Origin of the sequence: Thioalkalivibrio sp. ALJ24 (assembly GCF_000377785.1) — a bacterium.
Classification (GTDB): Bacteria; Pseudomonadota; Gammaproteobacteria; order Ectothiorhodospirales; family Ectothiorhodospiraceae; genus Thioalkalivibrio.
In genome coordinates this window covers 181,337-203,944 of the sequence record NZ_KB898727.1, presented here as the reverse complement: position 1 = coordinate 203,944, position 22,608 = coordinate 181,337, and the positions used below count along the sequence as shown (strand labels likewise).

Below are 22,608 nucleotides of genomic sequence, written 5' to 3'. Positions count from 1 at the left end.
TAGGAGCGAATTCAAGGACAGGAGGTCGTCCATGTCGCAGATGGTCGAACGGTTCCAGAACATGCTGGACGGAGGCGAGGACTCCGCGATGCTGCGCTTCTCGCTGGGCAATGCCCTGGTGACCGATGGCCAGCAGGCGGCGGCGGTGGAGCATCTCGAGCGCGCGCTGGAGCTGGACGAGGGCTACTCCGCCGCGTGGAAACTGCTGGCGAAGACCCTGGTCGCGCTGGAGCGCCCGCAACGCGCGCTGGAAGTCTGCGAGCGGGGCATGGCCATCGCCGAGGAGAAGGGCGACCTGCAGGCGGTCAAGGAAATGGAGGTCTCCGCCAAGCGCGCCCGCCGCCTGCTGGAGGCCGGGGGTGAAGCGGACACATGAGCCGTGACGATGCCCCCGGGGAGGAGGCGCACGTCGGTGCCTACCGGGCGCCGCTGACCGCTCGGCATTTCGCACCCCGCTACTGGCTCACCTGGGTCGGCGTGGCGCTGGCCTGGGTGCTGCAGCAGATGCCGCGTCCGGCGGTGCAGGCGCTGGCCCGTGGCATCGGCCGCCTGCTGTACCGCCGCTCGGGGCGCAGCCGCCGGATCGCCGAACGCAACCTCGAGCTGTGCTTCCCGCAGCTGGATGCGGCCGAACGCGAGGCAAGGCTGGCCGCCTTCTACCGCTACCAGGCGCAGACCGTACTGGACTATGGCCTGCTGTGGTTTGGCAAGCCCGGCGAGCACGCCTCGCGCATCCGGGTGGACGGGCTGGAGCACTACGAACGCGCGCGCTCCGACGGGACTCCGGTGATCATCCTCGCCCCGCACTCGTTGGGGCTCGATTATGGCGGGGTGCGCATGAGTCAGATGTACGACGGGGTCTCCTTCGCCAAGCCGATGAAGAACCCGGTGCTGGAGTGGATCAATCACCGCAGCCGCACCCGTTACTCCGGCGATATCTTCGCCCGCGAGCAGGGGCTGCGCCCGGCGATCCGCCAGCTGCGCCGCGGGCGGTTCTTTTATTACCTGCCGGACGAGGACCTGGGTGCCGACGGGGCGGTGTTCGTGGATTTCTTCGGCGTGCCCAAGGCCACGCTGACCGCGCTGGGGCGGCTGGCGCGCATGTCGCGGGCGGTGGTGCTGCCGAGTTTCGCCTGGTACGACCTCGCCCGCGACGAATACGCGATGCGTCTGTGGCCTCCAATGGAGGACTTCCCCTCGGGCGACGACGCCGCCGATGCCCGGGCCATGAACGCCGCCATCGAACGGGGCGTGGAACAGGCCCCGGCACAGTATCTGTGGACCCTGCGCCTGTTCCGCACCCGGCCCGAGGGCGAGCCTCCACTCTACTGACCGATGCCCGAGGGCGACACCATCCACCGGCTCGCGGCCATGCTGCGCCCGCGTCTGGAAGGGGCGGCGCTGGAGGCGGTGGCGACCCGCGCCGGGCGCGGCGAGCCGCTGCGCGAGCACGGCCCGATGCGGGCCGGTGCGCTGCGGGCCCGCGGCAAGCACCTGCTGATGGAACTGATCGCGGCCGACGATACGCCGTGGCTGCTGCGCACCCACCTCGGGATGTGGGGCACCTGGCATGAATACGCGCGTGGCGCGGAATGGTCGAAGCCGGCACACCAGGCCCATGCGGTGCTGACCCTCGAGGACCGGATGCTGGTGTGTTTCCAGCCGCGCGAACTGGTCTGGCGCCGGATGCCCGCAGTGGGAGCGGAAGCGGCGGATATCGAACGTCTGGATGCCCGGGTGGGGCCGGACCTGCTGGATCCGGGCGTGGATATCGATGCGGTGGTGGCGCGGGTGCGCCAGCGCCCGGTACCGGAGCGCCCGCTGACGGACATCCTTCTGGATCAAAGCCTGGCGGCGGGGATCGGCAACGTCTACAAATCGGAATTGCTGTTTCTGCATGGCTGCCATCCGCTGACCCCGGCAGGTGCGGTGAGCGACGACCGACTGCGGGCGATTTACGCGGATGCGGTGCGGCTGTTGCGGCGCAATCTGCGACCGGGCCCGCGGATCACGCGGGCGCAGGCGGAACCGGACGCCTTCCTGTACGTCTACGGACGTGAGGGTGAAGCCTGCCGGCAATGCGCCGCGCCGCTGCAGCGGGCCCTGCTGGGAGAACATGCGCGTCCGACCTGGTGGTGTCCGGCCTGTCAGCCACGCCCTGATCCGAAGGGAGAAGTCTCATGACGAACTCGGCTAACTCGGCTCCTGTTCTGCGTCGCGGCCTGGCCGGATTGCTGGCCGGGAGTTTTCTCCTGGCCGGCTGCTCCGGCGCCTCCGCCCCTTCCCCCGATGCCCTGGAGGCCTCGGCCGACGGGCTGTCGGTGGAGGTTCTGCACGACGCTCTCGATCATCCCTGGGCCATCGCCTTCCTGCCGAAGGGCGGGGCCCTGATCAGCGAACGCTCGGGCACCCTGCGGCATTTCCCGGCCGGCGACGACGGGCCGGACTTCTCGGGTCGCGGGGAACTGGTGTCGGGTCTGCCCGATGACCTGCGCGCGCGCAATCAGGGCGGGTTGCTGGATCTGGCCCTGCATCCGGATTTCGCCGACAACCGCTGGCTGTACTTCACCTATGCGGCCAGCGTGGACGGCGGGCTGACCACGCGTCTGGCGCGCGGGCGCTTCGAGGACGGGGCCCTGAGCGACGTCGAGACCCTGTTCACCGCCGAGCCGGGCGTGCGCGGCGGGCGCCATTTTGGCAGCCGCATTGTGTTCGACGACACGGGGCGTGTGTTCGTCAGCGTGGGCGACCGCGGGGATCGTGACCAGGCCCAGGATCCGTCCAATCACATCGGCACGATCGTGCGCGTGCACGACGATGGTTCGGTTCCGGACGACAATCCGTTCGTCGGCGACGATGCCCGGCGCGACGAGATCTGGGCGTACGGGGTGCGCAACTCCCAGGGCATGGTGATGGACTCCGAGACCGGCATCCTGTGGGAGAACCAGCACGGACCGCGGGGCGGTGACGAGATCAACATCATCGAAGCGGGCAACAACTACGGCTGGCCGGTGATCAGCCAGGGCGAGGAATACAGCGGCGGTCCGGTCGGCGAGGGCCTGACCGAGAAGGAAGGGATGGTCTCGCCGCTGCACCACTGGACGCCGGCGATCGCGCCTTCGGGGCTGGCGGTGATCCGGGATCCGGCGTTTGCCGAATGGGATGGTGACCTGCTGACCGGTGGTCTGGCCGGACGGACCCTGCTACGGCTCTCCTTCGAGGACCGCGAGCTGGTCAACGAGGACGAAGTGCTGCCGGGCCTGGACCGGCGGGTACGTGACGTGCGCGTGCATGACGGCGCGATCTGGGTATTGACCGACCACAACCCGGGCGAGCTGCTGCGGCTGCGCCCGGCCGGCGACAACGGGAGCGAATGATGTTCGGTGACTGGATGCAGCCGCAGATGGTGGACCCGGAGCGCGCTCTGCCCGGCCGGGCAGAGGCGATGCCGGTGCCGGAACGCCATGCGGTGCTGGGGACCCCGCTGGCGCCGCCGTACCCCGATGGCATGGAGATCATCCACTTCGGCATGGGCTGCTTCTGGGGCGCCGAGCGACTGTTCTGGCAGCTCGACGGGGTGTATTCCACCAGCGTGGGTTATGGCGGCGGTTACACCCCCAACCCGACCTACCGCGAGGTCTGCAGCGGCCAGACCGGCCACGCCGAACTGGTGCGGGTGGTGTTCGATCCGGGCGCGGTGTCACTGGAGACCCTGTTCCGTACGTTCTGGGAGGGGCACGATCCGACCCAGGGGATGCGTCAGGGCAATGACGTCGGGACCCAGTACCGTTCCGGTATCTACACCGTGGGCCCGGTCCATTACGAGGCTGCGCTCGCCAGCCGCGAGCGCTTTAATGCCGCGCTGCAGCAGGCGGGGCTGGGGCCGGTCACCACCGAGATCCGCGAGCTGGAGGCGTATTACTTCGCCGAGGACTACCACCAGCAGTATCTGGCGAAGGTTCCGGATGGCTACTGCGGCCTGGGCGGGCTGCGCGTCGCTTATCCGTCGTCGGCCTGAGGCCGGGGGCGGCGTGCCGCTGTGACCAGCGCGCGGAACAGGCGCTGGTGGCGGGTCTTCTGCGGCAGGTATTCGGGGTGCCATTGCACGCCGATACAGAAGTCCTGTTCGGTCTCGATGGCCTGGACCACCCGCGAGGGCTCGCGTCCGGCCACGTTCAGGCCCTGGCCGAGCCGGTCGACGGCCTGGTCGTGCAGGGCATTCACGTGCAGCGGCGGATCGCCCAGGATGGCGGCCAGGCGTGAATGCGGATCCAGCCGTACGCGCTTGACCGGCAGCAGGCTGCGGGCATTGGGGGTTTCGGCGTAGAACGCGGCCAGATCGCGATGCAGGCTGCCACCGCGCACCACGTTGATGAGCTGCATCCCGCGGCAGATCCCGAGGATCGGCAGGTGTTCGTCCAGCGCGTGGTGGATCAGGGCCTTTTCCATGCGGTCGCGTTCGGGATCCAGCGAGGAGGCGTCTTTGGACTGAAACAGCCGGCGCAGCAGCCACAGAGCGGGGTAGAAGGCGTAGCCGATCAGACGCTGCGACAGGCGGCCTTCGGCCCGGCGTATCGCCGCGGTGCCGGGGCCTTCGGGCGTGGCCCCGTCATACAGCGCGGGGTCGACGTCCGCGCCGCCCCCGACGATCAGGCCGTCGATCGGTCGGTTGCGTCGCGGGGCGCCGGGGCGGAGGCGCAGCGGGCGGCCGCCGGCGCGCCATACCGCAAGGGCGGTGAACAGCCACGCGGGCGTGCCGCCACGGTCCGGCCCGGTGATGGCGATCACCGGGCGCTGCTGGCGATCAGAACCATTCACGCAGGCGTTGCATCCACTCGTCGGCCCGGCGGCCCACGGCCTGGCCGGGACGTTCCAGATACTCCTGCGCGAGCCGCTCCAGGCGTTCGGGGTGGGCGGCCAGCTGCTCCACTTCCACCCAGCCATTCAGCGGATGCGCCAGGCTCCACCGGGGGTCGTCGATGCGGCAGTCCGGCAACCGGTAGTGCAGTGCGGGGCGCGGCTTGATCAGTTCGTGCTCCACCGGCGCGGCCGCAACGCGTTCCGGATCCAGCTCCGCCAGGACTGGCAGCAGGTCGAGCGGGCGGTTGCGCGTGGGGTTGTGGGCCAGGTAGGTGTCGATCAGAGAGGCGCGGTCGGGGGTGAAATCCGGGTCGAGGATGTAGCGCACGAAGGCGCCCGGGAACGGCCGGATGTAGGGCGACAGGCGGCGTGCGAGATCGATCGCCCCGGCCTGGGTAAGGATCTCGTACATCAGCACGAACGCGCGCAGGATCGCCAGCAGCCACTCGGGCTCGCGGCTGTGGATCTCGATGTTCAGTTGCAGCCCGAAGGCGTAGAGCAGCGAGCGCTCGGTGCCCAGAGCACCCTCGCGCTGCAGGGCCGCGCGTACCCGGTCCAGGCGCGGGAGCATCTCCGGTTCCAGGGGGGGCGCGACGATCTCGTGGGGCACCAGCCGGCCGGCGGCATCGGCCAGCCAGGCCTCCAGCGCCTGCTGGTCGCGATCGTCGAGGTCGATGCCCAGGCGCGCGAGGTGTTCGCGGTAGGCACGGTCCTTCAGTACCCGGGCATCGAGTTCCAGCTGAAAGTCTCCGACCTCGCTGTCGCGCACGTGCAGCACGAAGGCGTGTTCCGCCTCGATGCGCCCACCGAATTCATCAAGGATCGCCCGGGCCATGGCGTCCAGCGACACCCCGGCCATCTCGATCTCCACTCCCACCCGGCGCAGGGTGCCCTCGGGGGTGCGGGGCCAGGGCAGTGCGGGAAACGGATGGGCGGGCATGAAGGGCTTCCGGTCGCGGTACGGGCCCCATCATAACGCGGCCCGGTGTACGCGGGTCGGGGCAGGCAGTAGGATAAGCGGCCCCGCAACCCTGATGTCCCGGTGCCCCGCATGGACCGTATCTATCTGCGTGATCTGGAGATCCCCGCCGTGGTCGGTGTATACGGCTGGGAACAGCGTATCCGGCGCCCGCTGCGTTTCGACATCGAGCTGGCGGCAGACACTCGCGTGGCCGCCCGGTCCGGCGAGATCGGCGATACCGTGGACTACGAGGCCGTCGCCAATGCGGTGCGTGCCATCGTCACGCGCGAGCCGCATGTCCTTCTCGAATCCCTCGCCGAGGAGATCGCCGAAACCCTGATGGCGCAGTTCGGTTCGCCCTGGCTGCGCATTACCCTGGGCAAACCGGGCGCGGTGGCCGGCGTGCGTGAGGTCGGCATCACCATCGAGCGCGGCTCGCTGGCAGCCGACTGACCCCCGGTGCGCAGGCTCTGACCGATCGGCGGGCCGCATCCGCACCTCCCGTCTTTATTCCCGCCTCTCCCCTGCATAACGACCTTTCCGGGCTGGTGCCCGTTCTGGTGACATCCCCGACCGCTTTTGCCCTCTTTTGGTGCGCATGCACCTTGTGGTTGCACCCGCTTGTAGCAATTGCCCGTGGTTCGGCTGCAACACCGTTGCGTGAATCCGCTGTTTTTCGCCTTTCCTCATAACTGGCACGCCCCCTGCAAGGAGCCGGGTGTCGACATTTCGCGACATCCGAACAAAGACAGAGGGAGTCCATCCATGAAGAAGTTTGCCTATTCCGCCGTTGCCTCCGCCGTCCTGGCTGTCGGTTCTACCGGGGGGGTGGTCTTTACTTCCACCGCGGCCGCCGAATTCTCGGCCAATATCTCGATCGTTTCCGACTATGAACTGCGGGGCGGTTCTGAAACCGACGGCGGAGCCGCCATCCAGGGCGGGTTTGACTGGGAGCATGCCTCCGGGTTTTACCTGGGCACCTGGGCGTCCAACGTTGATTTCGGAAGTGAGACTGTGCGTGAAGAGGGGGAAGTTTTCACAGTCACCGACGATACCACGTATGAGCTGGATCTTTATCTGGGGTTCGCGGATTCCTTCGATAACGGCCTTGGTTATGACGTGGGTTACGTCTACTACGCCTACCCTGACGCGTCCGTAACGGTTACCGATGAAGATGGCGAGTCGACTTCGTCTTCGCTGAGTGCCGACTTCGGTGAGATTTACGGTTCCATGAGTTTCGACCTGGACGTGATCGCTTTCTACGGCGGCCTCAACTATGTGGTGACGGACAGCTCCGATTCGGCGCTCGAAACGGACGATATCTACTTCTACGGCGGTCTGGATGTGCCGTTCGCCGAGGTCTACAGCGCCGGGTTCATGGTCGGCCGTCAGACCTACGACGGCGACACCGACGATTACACCCATTACTCCGCCAGCCTCGCCCGCGATGCCGGCGAGTTCGGCGAATTCAGCCTGAATCTCGCTTATAAAGATGAAGATGACGAAGACCTGCGCACCTGGGTGGGCTGGTCGAAATCCTTCTGAACCTTGAACCGGAAGCAAACTTCGTTGCGGGTCGTTGCCCCCGGTGGCGGCCCACTTGAGAGGAGCATGACATGAAGATGATTACTGCCGTGATCAAGCCGTTCAAGCTTGATGATGTGCGCGAGGCGATGTCCGAGATCGGTGTGCAGGGCATCACCATGACCGAAGTCAAGGGTTTCGGTCGTCAGCGTGGTCACACCGAACTGTACCGCGGTGCCGAGTACGTCGTGGACTTTCTGCCCAAAGTGAAGCTGGAAGTCGCGGTGGACGACAGCCTGGTGGACAAGGTGATCGAGGCCGTATCCAAGGCCGCGAGCACCGGCAAGATCGGTGACGGAAAGATCTTTGTATCGCCGGTCGAGCAGGTCCTGCGAATCCGCACGGGTGAAACCGGAACCGAAGCGCTCTGAGCGCCCATCTCGGTCATTATTAGATGAGGTAATCCGAAAATGGATATCGAACAGCAAGTCGTCGAGGTGGCCTACGCGCTCGACACCTTTTACTTCCTGATGGCCGGCGCGCTGGTCATGTGGATGGCCGCGGGCTTTACCATGCTCGAGGCCGGCATGGTGCGGACCAAGAGCGTGGCCGAAATCCTCACCAAGAACATCTCCCTTTATTCCATCGCCTCGGTGATGTACATGCTGATTGGCTACAACATCATGTACAGCGACGGGCTCACTTCGCTGATCCCGGGCCTGGGCTTCTTCATTACCGGTGACAACGCCGTGTCCGAGGTACTGGGCAGCGGGGGCGACATCTACTACTCCGATCGCGCGGACTTCTTCTTCCAGGTCGTGTTCGTGGCGACGGCGATGTCCATCGTCTCCGGTGCGGTGGCCGAACGCATGAAGCTGTGGGCCTTCCTCGCCTTCGCCGTGGTCCTGACCGGCGTGATCTACCCGATCCAGGGCTTCTGGAGCTGGGGTGGCGGCATCCTGGATCAGATCGGCTATCTCGACTACGCCGGCTCGGGCATCGTCCACTTCACCGGTGCCGTGGCTGCGCTGGCCGGCGTCCTGCTGCTGGGGGCGCGCAAGGGCAAGTACGGCAAGGATGGCCAGATCAACGCGATCCCGGGCTCCAGCATGCCGCTGGCGACCCTGGGCGTGCTGATCCTCTGGCTGGGCTGGTTCGGCTTCAACGGCGGTTCCGAGCTGAAGGTGTCCGACGTTGAATCCGCGAATGCCGTGGCGGCCGTGTTCACCAACACCAACCTGGCTGCGGCCGGGGGCGTGATTGCCGCGCTGATCACCACCCGCCTCATGTTCGGCAAGGCTGACCTGACCATGGCCCTGAACGGCGCGGTCGCCGGCCTGGTGTCCATCACCGCCGAACCGCTGATGCCCAGCCCGCTGCTGGCGACCTTCATCGGCGCCGTGGGTGGCGTGATCGTGGTGTTCTCCATCGTCGCGCTCGACAAGGTCAAGATCGACGATCCGGTGGGTGCGATCTCGGCCCACGGCACGGCCGGCATCTGGGGCGTGCTCGCGGTCCTGCTGTCCAACCCGGATGCGACCTTCGTGGCGCAGATCGCGGGTCTGGCGGCAATCTTCGTCTTCGTCTTCCTCGCCAGCCTGCTGGTGTGGTTCATCCTCAAGATGGCCATGGGCATCCGCCTGGGTGAAGAGGAAGAAGAGATCGGTGCTGACGTGACCGAGTGCGGCCTCGAGGCCTACCCGGAGTTCACGAACAAGTAACCCGCAATCCATAGCCTGTACGCAGGCTGGACGGGGCCGGCGAGGCCGGCCCCACAACCTGTCTCCTCCGACGCCGACAGCATGGTCTCTCCCAGGACCCGGACGTTGGCCTTCAGGGCGCCCTCGCGGCGCCCTCTTTTTTGCGATGGCCCGTGCGGTTCCCGACGGTTACCATCATGCGCCCGTCCCCACGAGTAATGACATGCAGCCCCTGCTGGAAATCCGTCAATTGCGAACCGACCGCCTCGGCCCGGTGGACCTGCGCTTGCAGCCCGGCGAGCTGGTGCAGATCACCGGCGCTTCCGGCGCGGGGAAGTCGCTGCTGCTGCGCGCGATCGCCGATCTGGATCCGAACACCGGCGAGGTGCGGCTGGACGGGCAGGCGCGCGATGCGCTGACGCCGCCGCAGTGGCGCCGGCAGGTGGCCTACGTCCCGGCGGAGACCGCCTGGTGGGGCGACCGGGTGGACGAGCATCTGCCTGCGGACTGGGCCCGTGATGACGCCGAGGCCTTTCTGGAGCGTCTGGGGCTGGAGCACGGAGCGCTGGACTGGGAGGTGGAGCGGCTGTCCAGTGGCGAGAAACAGCGACTGGGTCTGTTGCGGGCCCTGGCCACCGGGCCGCGCGTACTGCTGCTGGACGAACCCACAGCGAACCTGGATGAAGAGAACACCCGTCGCTTCGAGCGGCTGGTACGGGCCTGGATGGCCGAACGCGAAGCCGCGGCCCTGTGGGTCACCCACGACACCCAGCAGCGCGACCGTCTGGGCGGGCGCATCCTGACCCTGAGTGATGGCCGGCCGGAGGGCACATCATGGACCTGATCCGGCTCAGCCCGTTCGACCTCGCGCTGGCGGCGGTGCTGGTGGTGCTGCTCGCGGGCGTGACGATGTGGGCCCGCATGGGCGTGGGCCGTACCCTGCTGATCGCCGCCGCGCGCACCGTGATCCAGCTTCTGCTGGTGGGCCTGGTGCTGCAGACCCTGTTCGATCATGCCCACCTGGGCTGGGTCACGCTGATGGCCGTGGTGATGCTGGCGGTGGCCGGTTACGAGGTGATGGCCCGCCAGCAGCGACGTTTTGCCGGAATGTGGGGCTACGGGATCGGCGCGGTCACCATGTTCGTGTCGTCGTTCGCGATTACGGTGCTGGCGCTGACCACCATGGTCGGCCCCAGCCCGTGGTGGGAACCGCAGTACGCGATCCCGCTGCTGGGGATGCTGCTGGGCAACACCATGACCGGCATCGCCCTGGGCCTGGACCGGCTCACGCAGAACGTCTGGCGCGAGCGGCGTACCATCGAGGGCCGGCTGGCGCTGGGGGCCTCGTGGAGCGAGGCCGTCACCACCATGCGCCGCGAGGCGGCGCGCTCCGGACTGATGCCCACCATCAACGCGATGGCCGCCGCCGGCATCGTCAGCCTGCCCGGGATGATGACCGGACAGATCCTCGCCGGCGCGCCGCCGGTGGAGGCGGTCAAGTACCAGATCCTGATCATGTTCCTGATCGCCGCCGGGACCGGCTTCGGCGCCATCGGCGCGGTGTGGTTCGCGTCCAGCCGCCTGTTCGATCACCGCCAGCGTCTGCGCCTCGACCGCCTGAAGCCCGGACGGCACACCTGACGACGGGGCCGGAGCGCGTCAGACGGTCAGGTGCTCCTGGACCAGGTCATCGCTCAGTTCGCCCATTTCGCCGCCGGCCACGATCTGGCCGTTGTTGATGATGTCGAAGCGGTCGGCGGTGGCCCTGGCAAACGGCAGCTTCTGTTCGACCAGGAGGATCGTCAGGCCCATCTCGGTGTTGAGCAGCCGGATGACGTCGCTGATCTCGCGCACGATGTTCGGCTGGATGCCCTCGATCGGTTCGTCCAGCAGCAGGATGGAGGGATTCAGCACCAGGGCGCGGCCGATCGCCAGCTGCTGTTGCTGCCCGCCCGACAGGTCGCCACCGCGGCGGCGTGCCATGTCCTTGAGCACCGGGAAGAGTTCATACACCCGTTCCGGGATGTCGCGGGAGCGTTTGCTGGCGAGGGCGACCTGCAGGTTTTCCTCCACCGTCAGGCGCGGGAAGATCTCCCGGCCCTGGGGCACGTAGCCCAGACCCAGCCGCCCGCGTTCGTGCGGCTTGCGGCGGCTGATGTCCTCGCCCTGAAACAGGATCTTCCCGCTCGCGATCGGCAGCAGGCCCATCACGCATTTCAGGAGCGTGCTCTTGCCCATCCCGTTGCGGCCCATCAGGCAGTTGGTCCTGCCTTCAAAGATGTCCAGGTCGATGTCGCGCAGGATGTGGCTGCCGCCGTAATACTGGTTGAGGCCTTCGATCCGAAGCACGTTCAGGTCCTCCCGTGGAATGTTCGAGACGCGGGCGTGCGGATGATCCCGGCATGGATCGGTGCCACGGCTCAGTTCTCCTCGCCCAGATAGACCTCGCGCACGCGCGGATCGGCCTGAACTTCGTCCATGCGGCCCTCGGCGAGCACGCTGCCCTGATGCAGGACCGTGACCTGGCGGGCGATGGACCGCACGAAGTCCATGTCGTGTTCCACCACCACCACGGAATGGCGGCCGGCGAGGCTGGTCAGCAGTTCGGCGGTCGCCTCGGTCTCCTGGCCGGACATCCCGGCCACCGGTTCGTCCACCAGCAGCAGCCGGGGCTTCTGCATCAGCAGCGACCCGATTTCCAGCCACTGTTTCTGCCCGTGCGACAGCGAGCCGGCCGGCGCATCGCGACGCTCCTTCAGGCCGATCAGTTCCAGCGTCTCGTCCAGCTGATCCCGCTGTTCGCCATTCAGTTTCCACGTCAGGCTGGTCAGCAGGCCGCGGTCGGCGTGCAGGGCCAGCTCCAGGTTTTCGTGCACCGAATGGTTTTCGAAGACGGTCGGCTTCTGGAACTTGCGGCCGATCCCCTTGCCGGCGATCTCGTGCTCCTTCAGACGGAGCAGATTGATCCGGTTGCCGAACCACGCGGTGCCCGCATCCGGACGGGTCTTGCCGGTGATCACGTCCATCAGGGTGGTCTTGCCGGCCCCGTTGGGGCCGATGATGCAGCGCAGTTCGCCGTCGCCGATGTACAGGGTGAGGTCATCCAGCGCGCGGAAGCCGTCGAACGACTTGGTGATGCCCTCCAGGTACAGCGCCATGCCATGCGAGACGTCGAGCGCCGGGTTCTCCGCGGGGTTGTTGACGAGGTCGAAAACCCGGTCCCGGCGCATCGTCTCGCGGAACCGTTCGAGACCTTGCGACACGCCGTTCATGCCTTGCCCTCCTTGCGGCGCGAAAACAGGCCGATGACCCCGCGTGGCATCAGCAGCGTGACGAAGATGAAGATGCCGCCGAGGATGAACAGCCAGAGATCGGGGTGGGCGCTGGTGGCCCAGGTCTTGACCACGTTCACCACGCCGGCGCCGAGGATGGCCCCGACCAGCGTTCCGCGGCCCCCCAGTGCGACCCAGATCGCCATCTCGATGGATGCGGAGGGCACCATTTCCGAGGGGTTGATGACGCCGGTCTGCGGGACGTAGAGCGCGCCGGCGACCCCGCACAGGACCGCGGAGACCACCCAGACGAACAGCTTGTAGCGCAGCGGGTCGTAACCGGTGAAGCGCACGCGGTTCTCGGCATCCCGCACGGCCGTGAGGACCCGCCCGAGCTTGGAGGTCACGATCCAGCGGCACAGCAGGTAGGCCAGGATCAGTGCCAGCGCCGATACCCAGAACAGGACCAGCCGGGCCTGCGGGGTGCCGAGATCGAGCCCAAGCAGATAGGTGAAGTTCGTCAGTCCGGTGTCGCCGCCGAACCCCGTTTCGGTGCGGAAGAACAGGTGCATCCCGCCGAAGGTGAGCGCCTGCGTGATGATGGCGAAATACACCCCCCGGACCCGGGAACGAAACGCCAGCACGCCGAACACGAACGCCAGCACCCCGGGGACCAGGGCGATCATCAGCAGGGTAAAGAGGAACGAATCGAAGCCGGCCCAGTACCAGGGCCAGTCGCTGTAATCCAGCCACTGCAGGAAGTTGGGCAGGCGGTCCTCGTAACTGACCCGCGTGAGGTGGGCCCCCATCACGTAGCCGCCCATGGCGAAGAAGACCCCGTGGCCCAGGGACAGGATCCCGGTGTAGCCCCAGATCAGATCCAGGGCCAGGGCGACCATCGCCAGGGCGAGGAAACGACCGGCGAGGGTGACCATCCAGCCGGGCATGTGGAACGGCGAATCCGGTGGCACGAACCAGTACAGCACCGGCACCACCACCAGCGCCAGGAACGCAAGGATCGCGAGGATGACCCAGGCGGTCCCGCTGTGCAGCCGGCCGAGATGGGAGATTGTGCTGGACGAATGCATGAAGACGGTCTCCTAATCGTCGGCCGAGCGGCCCTTCAGGGCGAAGATCCCCTGAGGACGCCACTGAATGAACAGGATGATGGCGGCGAACACGATGATGGTGCCGAGTACGGCGCCCACCGCCGGTTCCAGGAATTTGGTGGTCACGCCGATCCCCAGCGCGCTCAGCACGGGACCGAACAGACTGCCCACGCCGCCCAGCACGACAACCATGAACGACTCCACGATGTAGTTCTGGCCCATCTCCGGGCCCACGTTCACGATCTGGGACAGCGCGACCCCGCCCAGGCCGGCCACGCCGGCGCCCATGCCGAAGGTCCACATGTCGACCCGGCGCGCGGGCACGCCCAGACAGGCGGCCATGTCCCGGTTCTGCATGACCGCGCGGACCTCGAGGCCCAGACGCGTCCGGTTCATCAGCACCCAGACCAGCCCGACGACGAAGATCGCGAACACGATGACCCCGACGCGCGAGGTCGACAGGCTGACCCCCTGCATGATCTGCACGCTGCCGGAGAACCACGGCGGGCTGGCGACGCTGACGTTCTGGGCGCCGAAGATCATGCGCGCCGACTGCATCAGGATCAGACTGATGCCCCAGGTCGCCAGCAGCGTCTCCAGGGGGCGGGTGTACAGGAAGCGGATCACGCCGCGTTCCATGGCAATGCCCACGGCACCGGCCCCCAGAAAGGCCAGGGGGACGGCCGCGATCAGGTAGTAATGGAAGTACTGCGGGATCAGAAGGGCGAACAGTGCCTGGGTCATGAAGGTCGTGTAGGCCCCGACCATCAGCAGTTCGCCGTGGGCCATGTTGATCACGCCCATCAGGCCGAAGATGATCGCCAGGCCCATGGCCGCCAGCAGCAGCACGCTGCCCATCGAAAGGCCGAAGACCAGATCGGATACGAAGCGGGCGGTGCGTTCGCGATCCTCGATGGCGCGGATCCCGGCCGCGGCGGCTTCGCGGACCTCCTCGCTCGACTCGAGGTGATTGCCGTCGTCGTCGACCTCCAGCAGGGCCTGCAGGTCGCTGCGCAGGCGGCTGGCCCGCACCTCGGCCACGATCTCGACGGCTTCCAGCCGACGGGCATCGTCCTCGCTGTCGAGGTCCAGCTGGGCCAGGGCAATGTTCAGGAGGCGTTCCGTTTCGGCGGCCGTTTCCTCGTCGAGGGCGGCGACGATGGCGTCGCGCATCTCCGGACGGGGGCGTTCCGCCAGTTCTTCGGCCGCGGCGAGGCGGGCGGCCGGGTCGTCCGCGAAGATCTGCAGCGCGCCGATGGTCGGGCGCAGGATCCGGCGGATGGGGTTGGTCGCGCGTGGTTCGTTCAGATCGCCTGCGTCCAGGTCCTCCCGGGGTTCGCCGGTAATGGCCTCCCGGAATGTCCCGTCGCGGGCATCCTCGATGATCAGGGTCTCGTCATCGGTAAAAAACAGCCGACGGTCGCGCAGTGCGAGCAGGGCGGGCAGGGTGTCCGCATCCTGACTGGCCGCGATGTCCTCGATGGCGGCCTGTAGCGCCCGGATATCCTGGGTGGCCATGGCCCGCAGGAGTTCTGCCGTATCTTCGGCCAGTTCTTCGTCGGTGACTTCGGCCAGCTCGGCTTCCAGTTGTTCTTCCTGCTCTTCTCCGAGCTGCTCGGCCTGTTCCTGGGCATCTTCCATGGCCGCCGATGCGCCCGGTGACAGCAGGGGTGTCAGGAGCAGTGCGCACAGCAGGCCGGTGGCGACACGTGCGGTGAGTCGCATGATTCTTTCTCCTCAGGGCGCCCCGCCACGAAGGGGGGGCAATCGGGAAGGCCGGCACCGGGCGGGTGCCGGCCGGACATACCCGGACTCAGAAGCTCAGGCCGTAGGTGGGTTCTTCGCAGTCGCCGCAGACCCAGGGATAGCGCCAGTTCGCCACACGGTCTTCGTTACCTTCGACGTAGTCGCTCCAGGGTTCGGCGCGGACCACGTCATCGGTTTCCCAGACCGGGAAGAACTGACCATCCGGCTGGATCTCGCCAATGATCACGGGCTTGTGCAGATGGTGGTTCTCGTCGTCCATGCACACCTCGAAGCCCGACGGCGCATCGACGCACTGCCCGTACACCGCCTGGCGGACGGCGTCGACGTCCGTCGTGCCCGCCTGCAGGACCGCCTGGGCCCACATGCGCATGCCGATGTGCGTGGCCTCCATCGGATCGTTGGTCACCCGATCGGAGCCCCCGGACAGGCCCTCCTGTTCCACGTACTCCATCCAGCGCTCGGTGAAGCGTTCGTTTTCCGGGGTCTCGATGGACATGAAGTAGTTCCAGGCGGCCAGATGGCCCGCCAGGGGGTCGGTGTCCATGCCGCGAAGTTCTTCTTCGCCCACCGAGGTCGCCAGCACCGGAATGTCGATGGGATCAATGCCCTGGTTGGCCAGCTCCTGGTAGAACGCCACGTTGGAATCGCCATTGATGGTGTTGATCACCGCGGTGGGGCCATCCTGGGAGAAGCTGTCGATGTCGCTGACCAGCGTCTGGAAGTCCTCGTGCTCGAACGGGAAGTAGACCTCCTCGATGGCGTCATCGGAAATGCCGTGGGCATTCAGATAGGCCCGCACGATGCGGTTGGTGGTCCGCGGGAAGACGTAGTCGGTGCCGACCAGGAAGAAGCGCTCGGCGCCACCGCCTTCTTCGCTCATCAGGTATTCCACGCCGGGCAGGGTCTGCTGGTTCGGCGCGGCGCCGGTGTAGAAGATGTTGCGCGAGGATTCCTCGCCCTCGTACTGGACCGGATAGAACATCAGCCCGTTGAGTTCCTCGAGCACCGGCAGGACCGCTTCACGGGAAACCGAGGTCCAGGAGCCGAAGATGACGTCCACGTTCTCGCGCTCGATCATCTCGCGGGCGTGTTCCGCGTAGGTGGGCCAGTCCGAGCCCGGGTCCATTACCACCGGTTCGAGTTCGCGGCCCAGCAGGCCGCCGTTTTCGTTGATGTCCTCGATGGTCATCAGGGCCACGTCCCGCAGGGACGTCTCGCTGATGGCCATTGTGCCCGACAGCGAGTGGAGGATACCCACCTTGATCGGGTCTTCGTCGGCCTGTGCGGTGGCGGCTCCGGCGGTCGCCAGACCTAAAGCCAGTGCGACGCCGGTGGCGGTGCGGGCCGCCCGGCCCGCAAGCGAAGTCTCAGGTGGGGGAATCTTGTTGGGATGCATCGACAGTCTCCGTTCTCCGCTAGGGATCGTTTCCAGATGAAAGGCCGGCACTCCGTAACATCGGCGCCGGACAATCCCGGGGCAGCAAGCCATGTGCCATGAGCGGAAAAGGCGCGTTGCGCCCGGTGTTCGCAGTCATCTCCGGCCCGGAGGGGAGGGCGGTCTGCATGCAAATGGTGCATCTGTCTCGCGATGGGGCGGAGGTTGCCGTACCTTTGTGCATCGTCCGTGGGCGGTCGCCGATCAGGCCGATTCCCTGGTGGGAAGCATCCCGTGTTCGATGATGAACCGGACGACCTCGTCCAGACCCTCGCCCGTGCGCATGTTCGTGAAGACAAACGGACGCTCGCCGCGCATGCGCCGACTGTCGCGGTCCATGACCTCCAGCGAGGCACCGACCCCCTCGGCGAGATCGATCTTGTTGATCACCAGCAGGTCGGAACGGGTCACGCCGGGGCCACCCTTGCGCGGGATCTTGTCGCCCGCGCAGACGTCGATCACGTAGATCGTCAGATCGGACAGCTCCGGACTGAAGGTCGCGGACAGGTTGTCGCCGCCGCTCTCGACGAATACGACCTCGAGGCCGGGAAAACGGATGCCCAGGTCGGCCAGGGCCGACAGGTTCATCGAGGCATCCTCGCGGATCGCCGTGTGCGGGCATCCGCCGGTTTCCACCCCGACGATGCGTTCGGCCTCCAGCGCGTCGTGGCGGGTCAGGAACTCGGCATCCTCGCGGGTGTAGATGTCGTTGGTGACCACGGCGATGCTGTACGTCTCGCGCATGCGCTGACACAGGGACTGGAGCAGGGCCGTCTTGCCGGAGCCGACCGGCCCGCCGATGCCGACGCGCAGGACTCGGGGATTCAGTGACATGGGTGCCTCCTGGGAATTTCGCTAACTGCGGAACAGGCGTGAATACTGGGTTTCGTGCAGGGTGCTGGCGATGGCGACACCGGGGGCCGTGCCGCCGATCGCCGAGTCGTCCCGCGCAAGCCCCTCCCGTGCCGCCTCGCCGATGGTCGAAGCCAGGCGGTGGAGCAGGCGCTGGCCGGCGGTCTGTCCCAGCGGGACCAGCTTGATCGCGGCCGCCACCTGGTTCTCGCACCAGGACCAGAGGATCGCCTCGGCCCCTTCCTCGACCGGGATGGACCAGCGCGCCAGCGCCAGTGCGAACAGCGTGGCCCAGGTGGCGTCGGGATGACCCTGCCAACGGTCGGCTTCGTTCAGATCGAGCTCGGATAGCAGACGCGCCAGCGCCTGCCCGAGGTGACGGTCTTCGGCGCGCAGTTCGCGGGTCTCGCGACTGGCGCCCAGCCACGCACTGAACCGTTCGACGGCCTCGTCGTCGTCCTCCAGCCAGGCCCGGTGCAGGCGTGCGAGCAGGGGGATGTCGACCCGGCTCAGGCTGTGGCGGATCTGGCCCTGCATCCAGTCGGCCACCGCGTCCTCGTCCGTGATCCAGCCCGCCTCGATGGCCCATTCCATGCCGCCGGAATAGCTGTAGGTCCCCACCGGCAGCGTGGGGCTCACCAGTTGCCAGAGACGCCGCCGTGCCAGCCCCGGGTCGGTTGACCCCGGATCATCCAGCTCCGGGTCAGTGCGAGTGGCCATGGCCGTGACCGCCGTGGGCGTGTCCGTGCCCGTAGGCGCCGGCCTCCGGCTCGAACGCGGCGTGCTCGAAGACCGGATCGAGCCCGATGCCGCGCAGCATGTCGTCCAGCACGTGGTCGTGCAGGTAACGCAGCCGGCCCGGACCAATCTGCAGGGCAATATGGCGGTTGCCCAGGTGGTAGGCCGCCCGCGCGAGCAGCAGGGGGTCTTCGCAGTACACGGTGCTGACCGGTTCCGGTGCGGCACGCACCGTGACCCACTCGCCGCTTTCCGCGCGCAGCGCGGACCCGTCGCGCAGCATGCCGCCCCGCTCGAGGAATACGCCGACCTCGTCGCCGGTGTCGAGGGTGGCCCGGAAGCGGCTCTTCATCCGGGTCTCGACCGGCAGATGCAGGGTTCCGGTCACGGTGGTCGGGGCGCTCTCGGCGCGTTCGATCAGGCGAATCATGAGGACCTCAGAACAGGAAGTAACGCTGGCTCAGCGGCAGCTCGGTGGCGGGTTCGCAGGTCAGAAGCTCGCCGTCGGCACGGACCTCGTAGGTCTCCGGATCGACTTCCATCTTCGGCAGCCAGTCGTTCAGCCGCATGTCCTGCTTGCCGATCCCGCGGCAGCCGTGGACCGCAACCAGCCTTCGCTGCAGACCCGCCTGGTCGCCGATCCCGGCGGTCAGGGCGGCCTGCGAGACGAAGCTGACGGACGTGCCGGTCATGGCCGGGCCGTAGCTGCCGAACATCGGCCGGTAATGCACCGGCTGTGGCGTGGGGATGGAGGCGTTGGGGTCGCCCATCGGGGCCGAGGCGATCATCCCGCCCTTGATGATGAGCGCCGGCTTGACACCGAAAAAGGCCGGATCCCACAGGACCAGGTCGGCCAGCTTGCCGGGTTCGACGGAGCCCACTTCGTGGGCCATGCCGTGCGCCAGCGCGGGATTGATGGTGTATTTGGCGACATAGCGCCGTGCGCGGAAGTTGTCGTGCTCGGCCGGGTCGCCGGCCAGCGAGCCGCGCTGGGCCTTCATCTTGTGGGCGGTCTGCCAGGTCCGCAGGATGACCTCGCCCACGCGTCCCATCGCCTGCGAGTCGGAGGCGATCACCGAGAACGCACCGAGGTCGTGCAGTATGTCCTCCGCGGCGATGGTCTCGCGCCGGATCCGGCTCTCGGCAAACGCGACGTCCTCCGCGATGTGCGGATCCAGGTGGTGGCAGACCATCAGCATGTCCAGGTGTTCGTCGATGGTGTTCACCGTGAACGGCCGCGTGGGATTGGTGCTGGACGGCAGGACGTGGGCCTCGCCGCAGGCCCTGATGATGTCCGGGGCGTGGCCGCCGCCGGCGCCCTCGGTGTGATAGGTGTGGATGGTGCGCCCCTTGAACGCCGCTAGGGTGTCCTCGACAAAACCGGATTCGTTCAGGGTGTCGGTATGGATGCAGATCTGGATGTCGTGCGCGTCGGCGACCGACAGGGCGCAGTCGATCGAGGCCGGGGTGGTGCCCCAGTCCTCGTGCAGCTTCAGGCCCAGGGCCCCCGCCTCGACCTGCGCGTGCAGGGCGCCGGGTTCGCTGGCGTTCCCCTTGCCCAGAAAGCCCAGGTTCATCGGGAATGCCTCGGCGGCCTTCAGCATCTGCTGGATGTGCCAGGGTCCGGGGGTGCAGGTCGTGGCGTTGGTGCCGGTGGCGGGTCCGGTCCCGCCACCCACCATGGTGGTGATGCCGGAGGTCAGGGCCTCCTCGATCTGCTGCGGACAGATGAAGTGGATATGGGCATCGATGCCACCGGCGGTCAGGATCCGGCCCTCGCCGGCGATGACCTCGGTTCCTGGGCCGATCACGATGTCGACGCCCGGCTGGGTATCCGGGTTGCCGGCCTTGCCCACCGCGTGGATCCGGCCCTGCTTCAGGCCGACATCGGCCTTGACCACACCCCAGTAGTCGAGGATGACCGCGTTGGTGATCACGGTGTCCACCACGGCTTCGTCGTGCCGCTGGCTCTGGCCCATGCCGTCGCGGATCACCTTGCCGCCGCCGAACTTGACCTCGTCGCCGTAGACGGTCCAGTCACGCTCCACCTGGATCAGCAGCGCGGTGTCGCCGAGGCGCAGGCGGTCGCCGGTGGTGGGGCCGAACATCTCGGCATAGGCGCGGCGGGGAATGGTCTGGCTCATTGCGAATCTCCGTCCAGCGGGCCACCGATGCGGCCCTGGAATCCGAACACCCGGCGCTCCCCGGCGTAGGCCACCAGCTGCACGCTGCGGGTCTGCCCCGGTTCAAAACGCACGGCCGTTCCCGCCGGTATGTCCAGGCGGAAGCCCCGCGCGCGCTCGCGGTCGAAGCGCAGGGCGTTGTTGGTCTCGAAGAAGTGATAGTGAGAACCGACCTGGACGGGCCGGTCGCCGCTGTTGGCCACCTCCAGGGTGACGGTGTCGCGGCCGGCGTTCAGGGTGATGTCGCCGTCCGCGGGCAGGAGTTCACCGGGGATCATCGGGCACTTCCTCTTAACGGATGGGTTCGTGAACGGTGACCAGCTTGACGCCATCCGGGAAGGTCGCCTCGACCTGCACCTCCGGGATCATCTCCGGGACGCCTTCGAGTACGTCGTCACGGGTCAGCACCTCGCCGCCCAGGCTCATCAGCTCCGCGACCGAACGGCCGTCTCGGGCCCCCTCGAGGATGGCCGCCGAGATCAGCGCCATGGCCTCCGGGTAGTTGAGCTTCAGCCCGCGCGCCTGGCGGCGTTCCGCCAGCAGGGCGGCCGTGAACAGCAGCAGCTTGTCTTTCTCGCGTGGGGTCAGTTCCATGGATCTTCCGGTGGTCAGGTGTTCCAGATACGGGGGGTGCACGGGGGCCGCCCGATGACCGGCTCGCGCAGGAAGGCCCAGGCCCGCTGCAGCAGCGCGCGCACGGCCTCCGCGCCATGGCCCAGGCAACGCAGGAACAGGACATCCCCGATCCGCGAGATGCCCAGGCGCAGGGCGTCGGGCGTTCCGAGATGCTCGCGCAGTGCCGGTTCGAGTCCCTCGGGGGCCGGGGTGGCCACCAGCTGGCCCACCACGGGGAAGCCGTCGAGGCCCCAGGGGCGGCTCAGCAGCGGATCGCCGTGGGCCAGGTCGAGGCGGTCATGTACCAGCGGTCGGCCGTCGCGCTCGATCCACAGATCCTGGGTGCAGGCTCCGCCCTCGTAGTGGTCGCCGTGCGCGGGGCGGCCCAGGCACAGGACATCCCAGCTGCAAAGGCGGGCGCCGGGTCCCAGGCGGAAGTGGTTGTGCAGCGTCACGCGGGAGCGACCGTGCAGGATGGTTTCCGTCGGCAGGAACTCCAGGCTCGCGTCGGGCCCCACCGTGAAGCCTTGTTCCTGGCGGGCGCTGTCCGCCCGCGTCCGGTAGAACTTGGCCGCGGCAGGGGTCGTGAGCAGCGCCCGGCTGCCGACGTCCAGCGCCACTTCCAGCTGCAGGCGATCGCCGCCGGCGACGCCCCCGGGAGGGTGGATCACATAGCAGTGGCAGACGTCGCCTTCGGGAAAGAAGCTTCGCTGCACCAGCAGAGGGCCCTCGTGACGACGGCGGGCCAGCCGGGTCCGTCCGCCACGCGAGGCGAAGCCCAGCTCCAGGCGCCCGAGCCATCCGTCCCGGGTCTCCGGGACGGTCTCGGTGGCGCCGGCCATTTCCACGGGGGTGATGTCCACGCCGCTAGACCACCAGCAACAGATAGACGCTGGCGGCAACCATGGCCCCTCCGGCCGCCTGTCCCACCGGACGCTCGAGACCCGTATCGCGTATCCGGGAGGCGGCCAGTGCGCCGGCGGTCAGCAGCAGGGCGCTGGCCAGCAGGAAGCCGGCGGCGAATCTCAGTGCGGACAGGTCGGCCGCCATTTCGGCACCGTGAGCGAAGCCCTGCAGCGCGGCGAAGCCGGCCGCGATCGCGGCGGTCACCACCAGCGGGAGACGCGTGCCCAGAAAGACCAGCACGCCGGTCAGCAAAAGCGAGGCGAGGATGCCGAATTCGACGGTCGGCAGCGGTCCTTGCGCCATCCCCGCAGCGAAGGCGAGCGCCAGAGTGGCCAGAACCGCCGCGCCGGCGGTCAGGGTGCCCGGGAGTTGCTGCGAGCGGGCCATCCAGAACCCGATTCCAAGCAGGACCAGCAGGTGATCGAGGCCGGTGAACGGGTGCAGAAAACCCGCAGTGAAGCCCGCATGTTCGTGGACGTGGTGCCCGTGGTGGGGATGGGCCAGTGCCATCACGGGCGCAAGAAACAGAACAACGAATGCGATGCAGCGTCGGTGCAGCATGGTTCCCCTCGCTTGAATCTCGGTGCGGCGCGCAGGAATGCGCCGGCCGTAATCCGTGCAAGCAGGAGCCATGCCATGGTCGTCCCGAAAGCGTTGCGGAGCGTGGTGCCGGGCCAGGGAGTGCC

Annotated in this window: 26 protein-coding genes; 11 read left to right on the top strand and 15 right to left on the bottom strand. The window is 67.4% G+C overall.

What is annotated here, in order from left to right; genetic code table 11:
* The first annotated feature begins 31 nt into the window (after window positions 1-31).
* From D571_RS0106850 to msrA, 5 genes are read left to right on the top strand one after another with little or no spacing between them, the layout of a single operon-like run.
* Window positions 32-376, top strand: coding sequence for a tetratricopeptide repeat protein (locus D571_RS0106850; protein WP_018935934.1), 345 nt, complete (start codon window positions 32-34; stop codon window positions 374-376).
* Window positions 373-1,332: a lysophospholipid acyltransferase family protein gene (locus D571_RS0106845; protein ID WP_018935933.1), complete on the top strand. Its 960-nt coding sequence runs from the start codon at window positions 373-375 to the stop codon at window positions 1,330-1,332. Before D571_RS0106850 ends, D571_RS0106845 begins: the two co-directional genes overlap by 4 nt.
* A gap of 3 nt (window positions 1,333-1,335) precedes the next feature.
* On the top strand, window positions 1,336-2,184 hold the full coding sequence (locus tag D571_RS0106840) for an Fpg/Nei family DNA glycosylase (RefSeq protein WP_018935932.1): 849 nt from the start codon (window positions 1,336-1,338) through the stop codon (window positions 2,182-2,184).
* On the top strand, window positions 2,181-3,377 hold the full coding sequence (locus tag D571_RS0106835; protein WP_018935931.1) for a PQQ-dependent sugar dehydrogenase: 1,197 nt from the start codon (window positions 2,181-2,183) through the stop codon (window positions 3,375-3,377). The genes D571_RS0106840 and D571_RS0106835 overlap by 4 nt, the downstream gene beginning before the upstream one ends.
* Window positions 3,377-4,018, top strand: coding sequence for a peptide-methionine (S)-S-oxide reductase MsrA (gene msrA / locus D571_RS0106830; RefSeq protein WP_018935930.1), 642 nt, complete (start codon window positions 3,377-3,379; stop codon window positions 4,016-4,018). Before D571_RS0106835 ends, msrA begins: the two co-directional genes overlap by 1 nt.
* Here the strand turns inward: msrA and D571_RS0106825 are convergent.
* On the bottom strand, window positions 4,000-4,788 hold the full coding sequence (locus D571_RS0106825) for a gamma-glutamyl-gamma-aminobutyrate hydrolase family protein (RefSeq protein ID WP_018935929.1): 789 nt from the start codon (window positions 4,786-4,788) through the stop codon (window positions 4,000-4,002). The genes msrA and D571_RS0106825 overlap by 19 nt on opposite strands.
* Before the next feature lie 16 nt (window positions 4,789-4,804).
* Window positions 4,805-5,800: an amidoligase family protein gene (locus tag D571_RS0106820; RefSeq protein WP_018935928.1), complete on the bottom strand. Its 996-nt coding sequence runs from the start codon at window positions 5,798-5,800 to the stop codon at window positions 4,805-4,807.
* Between the two features lie 111 nt (window positions 5,801-5,911).
* Between D571_RS0106820 and folB the strand changes: the two genes are divergently transcribed.
* The 6 genes from folB (at window position 5,912) to fetB (ending at window position 10,686) form a co-directional block, all read left to right on the top strand.
* Window positions 5,912-6,274, top strand: a complete 363-nt coding sequence (folB, locus tag D571_RS0106815) for a dihydroneopterin aldolase (protein WP_018935927.1) — start codon at window positions 5,912-5,914, stop codon at window positions 6,272-6,274.
* 312 nt (window positions 6,275-6,586) lie between these two features.
* The gene (locus tag D571_RS0106810) at window positions 6,587-7,366 is read left to right on the top strand and encodes a TorF family putative porin (protein ID WP_018935926.1); all 780 of its coding nucleotides are present in this window, start codon (window positions 6,587-6,589) and stop codon (window positions 7,364-7,366) included.
* 71 nt (window positions 7,367-7,437) lie between these two features.
* Entirely contained in the window at window positions 7,438-7,776 is a 339-nt protein-coding gene (glnK, locus tag D571_RS0106805; RefSeq protein ID WP_018935925.1) for a P-II family nitrogen regulator, read from the top strand.
* Between the two features lie 39 nt (window positions 7,777-7,815).
* The gene (locus D571_RS0106800; RefSeq protein WP_018935924.1) at window positions 7,816-9,066 is read left to right on the top strand and encodes an ammonium transporter; all 1,251 of its coding nucleotides are present in this window, start codon (window positions 7,816-7,818) and stop codon (window positions 9,064-9,066) included.
* Window positions 9,067-9,268: 202 nt separating this feature from the next.
* On the top strand, window positions 9,269-9,889 hold the full coding sequence (locus D571_RS0106795; RefSeq protein WP_018935923.1) for an ATP-binding cassette domain-containing protein: 621 nt from the start codon (window positions 9,269-9,271) through the stop codon (window positions 9,887-9,889).
* The gene (fetB, locus tag D571_RS0106790; RefSeq protein WP_018935922.1) at window positions 9,880-10,686 is read left to right on the top strand and encodes an iron export ABC transporter permease subunit FetB; all 807 of its coding nucleotides are present in this window, start codon (window positions 9,880-9,882) and stop codon (window positions 10,684-10,686) included. Before D571_RS0106795 ends, fetB begins: the two co-directional genes overlap by 10 nt.
* Before the next feature lie 18 nt (window positions 10,687-10,704).
* Here the strand turns inward: fetB and urtE are convergent, their stop codons facing one another.
* From urtE to D571_RS0106725, 13 genes are all read right to left on the bottom strand, one after another.
* Window positions 10,705-11,394, bottom strand: coding sequence for an urea ABC transporter ATP-binding subunit UrtE (gene urtE, locus D571_RS0106785; protein WP_018935921.1), 690 nt, complete (start codon window positions 11,392-11,394; stop codon window positions 10,705-10,707).
* Between the two features lie 71 nt (window positions 11,395-11,465).
* The gene (gene urtD, locus D571_RS0106780) at window positions 11,466-12,317 is read right to left on the bottom strand and encodes an urea ABC transporter ATP-binding protein UrtD (RefSeq protein ID WP_018935920.1); all 852 of its coding nucleotides are present in this window, start codon (window positions 12,315-12,317) and stop codon (window positions 11,466-11,468) included.
* Window positions 12,314-13,405 (bottom strand): urea ABC transporter permease subunit UrtC, encoded by a 1,092-nt coding sequence (gene urtC / locus D571_RS0106775; protein WP_018935919.1) that lies wholly within the window; start codon window positions 13,403-13,405, stop codon window positions 12,314-12,316. Before urtC ends, urtD begins: the two co-directional genes overlap by 4 nt.
* Window positions 13,406-13,417: 12 nt before the next feature.
* Complete coding sequence (urtB, locus tag D571_RS0106770; RefSeq protein WP_018935918.1) at window positions 13,418-15,151, bottom strand: urea ABC transporter permease subunit UrtB; 1,734 nt, start codon at window positions 15,149-15,151, stop codon at window positions 13,418-13,420.
* A gap of 88 nt (window positions 15,152-15,239) precedes the next feature.
* On the bottom strand, window positions 15,240-16,589 hold the full coding sequence (urtA, locus tag D571_RS0106765) for an urea ABC transporter substrate-binding protein (RefSeq protein WP_018935917.1): 1,350 nt from the start codon (window positions 16,587-16,589) through the stop codon (window positions 15,240-15,242).
* 243 nt (window positions 16,590-16,832) lie between these two features.
* Window positions 16,833-17,462 carry an urease accessory protein UreG gene (ureG, locus tag D571_RS0106760; protein WP_018935916.1) on the bottom strand — a complete coding sequence of 210 codons (630 nt, stop codon included), beginning with the start codon at window positions 17,460-17,462 and terminating at the stop codon, window positions 16,833-16,835.
* Window positions 17,463-17,483: 21 nt separating this feature from the next.
* Complete coding sequence (locus D571_RS0106755; protein WP_018935915.1) at window positions 17,484-18,200, bottom strand: urease accessory protein UreF; 717 nt, start codon at window positions 18,198-18,200, stop codon at window positions 17,484-17,486.
* On the bottom strand, window positions 18,184-18,648 hold the full coding sequence (gene ureE, locus D571_RS0106750) for an urease accessory protein UreE (protein WP_018935914.1): 465 nt from the start codon (window positions 18,646-18,648) through the stop codon (window positions 18,184-18,186). Before ureE ends, D571_RS0106755 begins: the two co-directional genes overlap by 17 nt.
* A gap of 7 nt (window positions 18,649-18,655) precedes the next feature.
* Entirely contained in the window at window positions 18,656-20,362 is a 1,707-nt protein-coding gene (gene ureC, locus D571_RS0106745; protein WP_018935913.1) for an urease subunit alpha, read from the bottom strand.
* Window positions 20,359-20,679 (bottom strand): urease subunit beta, encoded by a 321-nt coding sequence (locus tag D571_RS0106740; RefSeq protein ID WP_018935912.1) that lies wholly within the window; start codon window positions 20,677-20,679, stop codon window positions 20,359-20,361. The genes ureC and D571_RS0106740 overlap by 4 nt, the downstream gene beginning before the upstream one ends.
* Window positions 20,680-20,692: 13 nt before the next feature.
* Complete coding sequence (gene ureA / locus D571_RS0106735; protein WP_018869210.1) at window positions 20,693-20,995, bottom strand: urease subunit gamma; 303 nt, start codon at window positions 20,993-20,995, stop codon at window positions 20,693-20,695.
* Between the two features lie 14 nt (window positions 20,996-21,009).
* Window positions 21,010-21,873, bottom strand: a complete 864-nt coding sequence (locus D571_RS0106730; RefSeq protein ID WP_026287661.1) for an urease accessory protein UreD — start codon at window positions 21,871-21,873, stop codon at window positions 21,010-21,012.
* 10 nt (window positions 21,874-21,883) lie between these two features.
* On the bottom strand, window positions 21,884-22,483 hold the full coding sequence (locus D571_RS0106725; protein WP_018935910.1) for a HupE/UreJ family protein: 600 nt from the start codon (window positions 22,481-22,483) through the stop codon (window positions 21,884-21,886).
* Between the last annotated feature and the right edge of the window lie 125 nt (window positions 22,484-22,608).

Excerpts from the sequence above, each read along its gene's own strand:
- ureG (WP_018935916.1), bottom strand. The coding sequence starts at position 17,462 with ATGTCACTGAATCCCCGAGTCCTGCGCGTCGGCATCGGCGGGCCGGTC.
- folB (WP_018935927.1), top strand. The coding sequence starts at position 5,912 with ATGGACCGTATCTATCTGCGTGATCTGGAGATCCCCGCCGTGGTCGGT.
- urtA (WP_018935917.1), bottom strand. The coding sequence starts at position 16,589 with ATGCATCCCAACAAGATTCCCCCACCTGAGACTTCGCTTGCGGGCCGG.
- D571_RS0106845 (WP_018935933.1), top strand. The coding sequence starts at position 373 with ATGAGCCGTGACGATGCCCCCGGGGAGGAGGCGCACGTCGGTGCCTAC.
- msrA (WP_018935930.1), top strand. The coding sequence starts at position 3,377 with ATGTTCGGTGACTGGATGCAGCCGCAGATGGTGGACCCGGAGCGCGCT.
- ureA (WP_018869210.1), bottom strand. The coding sequence starts at position 20,995 with ATGGAACTGACCCCACGCGAGAAAGACAAGCTGCTGCTGTTCACGGCC.
- ureC (WP_018935913.1), bottom strand. The coding sequence starts at position 20,362 with ATGAGCCAGACCATTCCCCGCCGCGCCTATGCCGAGATGTTCGGCCCC.
- urtD (WP_018935920.1), bottom strand. The coding sequence starts at position 12,317 with ATGAACGGCGTGTCGCAAGGTCTCGAACGGTTCCGCGAGACGATGCGC.
- D571_RS0106820 (WP_018935928.1), bottom strand. The coding sequence starts at position 5,800 with ATGCCCGCCCATCCGTTTCCCGCACTGCCCTGGCCCCGCACCCCCGAG.
- urtB (WP_018935918.1), bottom strand. The coding sequence starts at position 15,151 with ATGCGACTCACCGCACGTGTCGCCACCGGCCTGCTGTGCGCACTGCTC.
- D571_RS0106755 (WP_018935915.1), bottom strand. The coding sequence starts at position 18,200 with ATGGCCACTCGCACTGACCCGGAGCTGGATGATCCGGGGTCAACCGAC.
- fetB (WP_018935922.1), top strand. The coding sequence starts at position 9,880 with ATGGACCTGATCCGGCTCAGCCCGTTCGACCTCGCGCTGGCGGCGGTG.
- D571_RS0106810 (WP_018935926.1), top strand. The coding sequence starts at position 6,587 with ATGAAGAAGTTTGCCTATTCCGCCGTTGCCTCCGCCGTCCTGGCTGTC.
- ureE (WP_018935914.1), bottom strand. The coding sequence starts at position 18,648 with ATGATTCGCCTGATCGAACGCGCCGAGAGCGCCCCGACCACCGTGACC.
- glnK (WP_018935925.1), top strand. The coding sequence starts at position 7,438 with ATGAAGATGATTACTGCCGTGATCAAGCCGTTCAAGCTTGATGATGTG.
- D571_RS0106840 (WP_018935932.1), top strand. The coding sequence starts at position 1,336 with ATGCCCGAGGGCGACACCATCCACCGGCTCGCGGCCATGCTGCGCCCG.
- D571_RS0106795 (WP_018935923.1), top strand. The coding sequence starts at position 9,269 with ATGCAGCCCCTGCTGGAAATCCGTCAATTGCGAACCGACCGCCTCGGC.
- D571_RS0106850 (WP_018935934.1), top strand. The coding sequence starts at position 32 with ATGTCGCAGATGGTCGAACGGTTCCAGAACATGCTGGACGGAGGCGAG.
- D571_RS0106835 (WP_018935931.1), top strand. The coding sequence starts at position 2,181 with ATGACGAACTCGGCTAACTCGGCTCCTGTTCTGCGTCGCGGCCTGGCC.
- urtC (WP_018935919.1), bottom strand. The coding sequence starts at position 13,405 with ATGCATTCGTCCAGCACAATCTCCCATCTCGGCCGGCTGCACAGCGGG.
- D571_RS0106725 (WP_018935910.1), bottom strand. The coding sequence starts at position 22,483 with ATGCTGCACCGACGCTGCATCGCATTCGTTGTTCTGTTTCTTGCGCCC.
- D571_RS0106740 (WP_018935912.1), bottom strand. The coding sequence starts at position 20,679 with ATGATCCCCGGTGAACTCCTGCCCGCGGACGGCGACATCACCCTGAAC.
- D571_RS0106800 (WP_018935924.1), top strand. The coding sequence starts at position 7,816 with ATGGATATCGAACAGCAAGTCGTCGAGGTGGCCTACGCGCTCGACACC.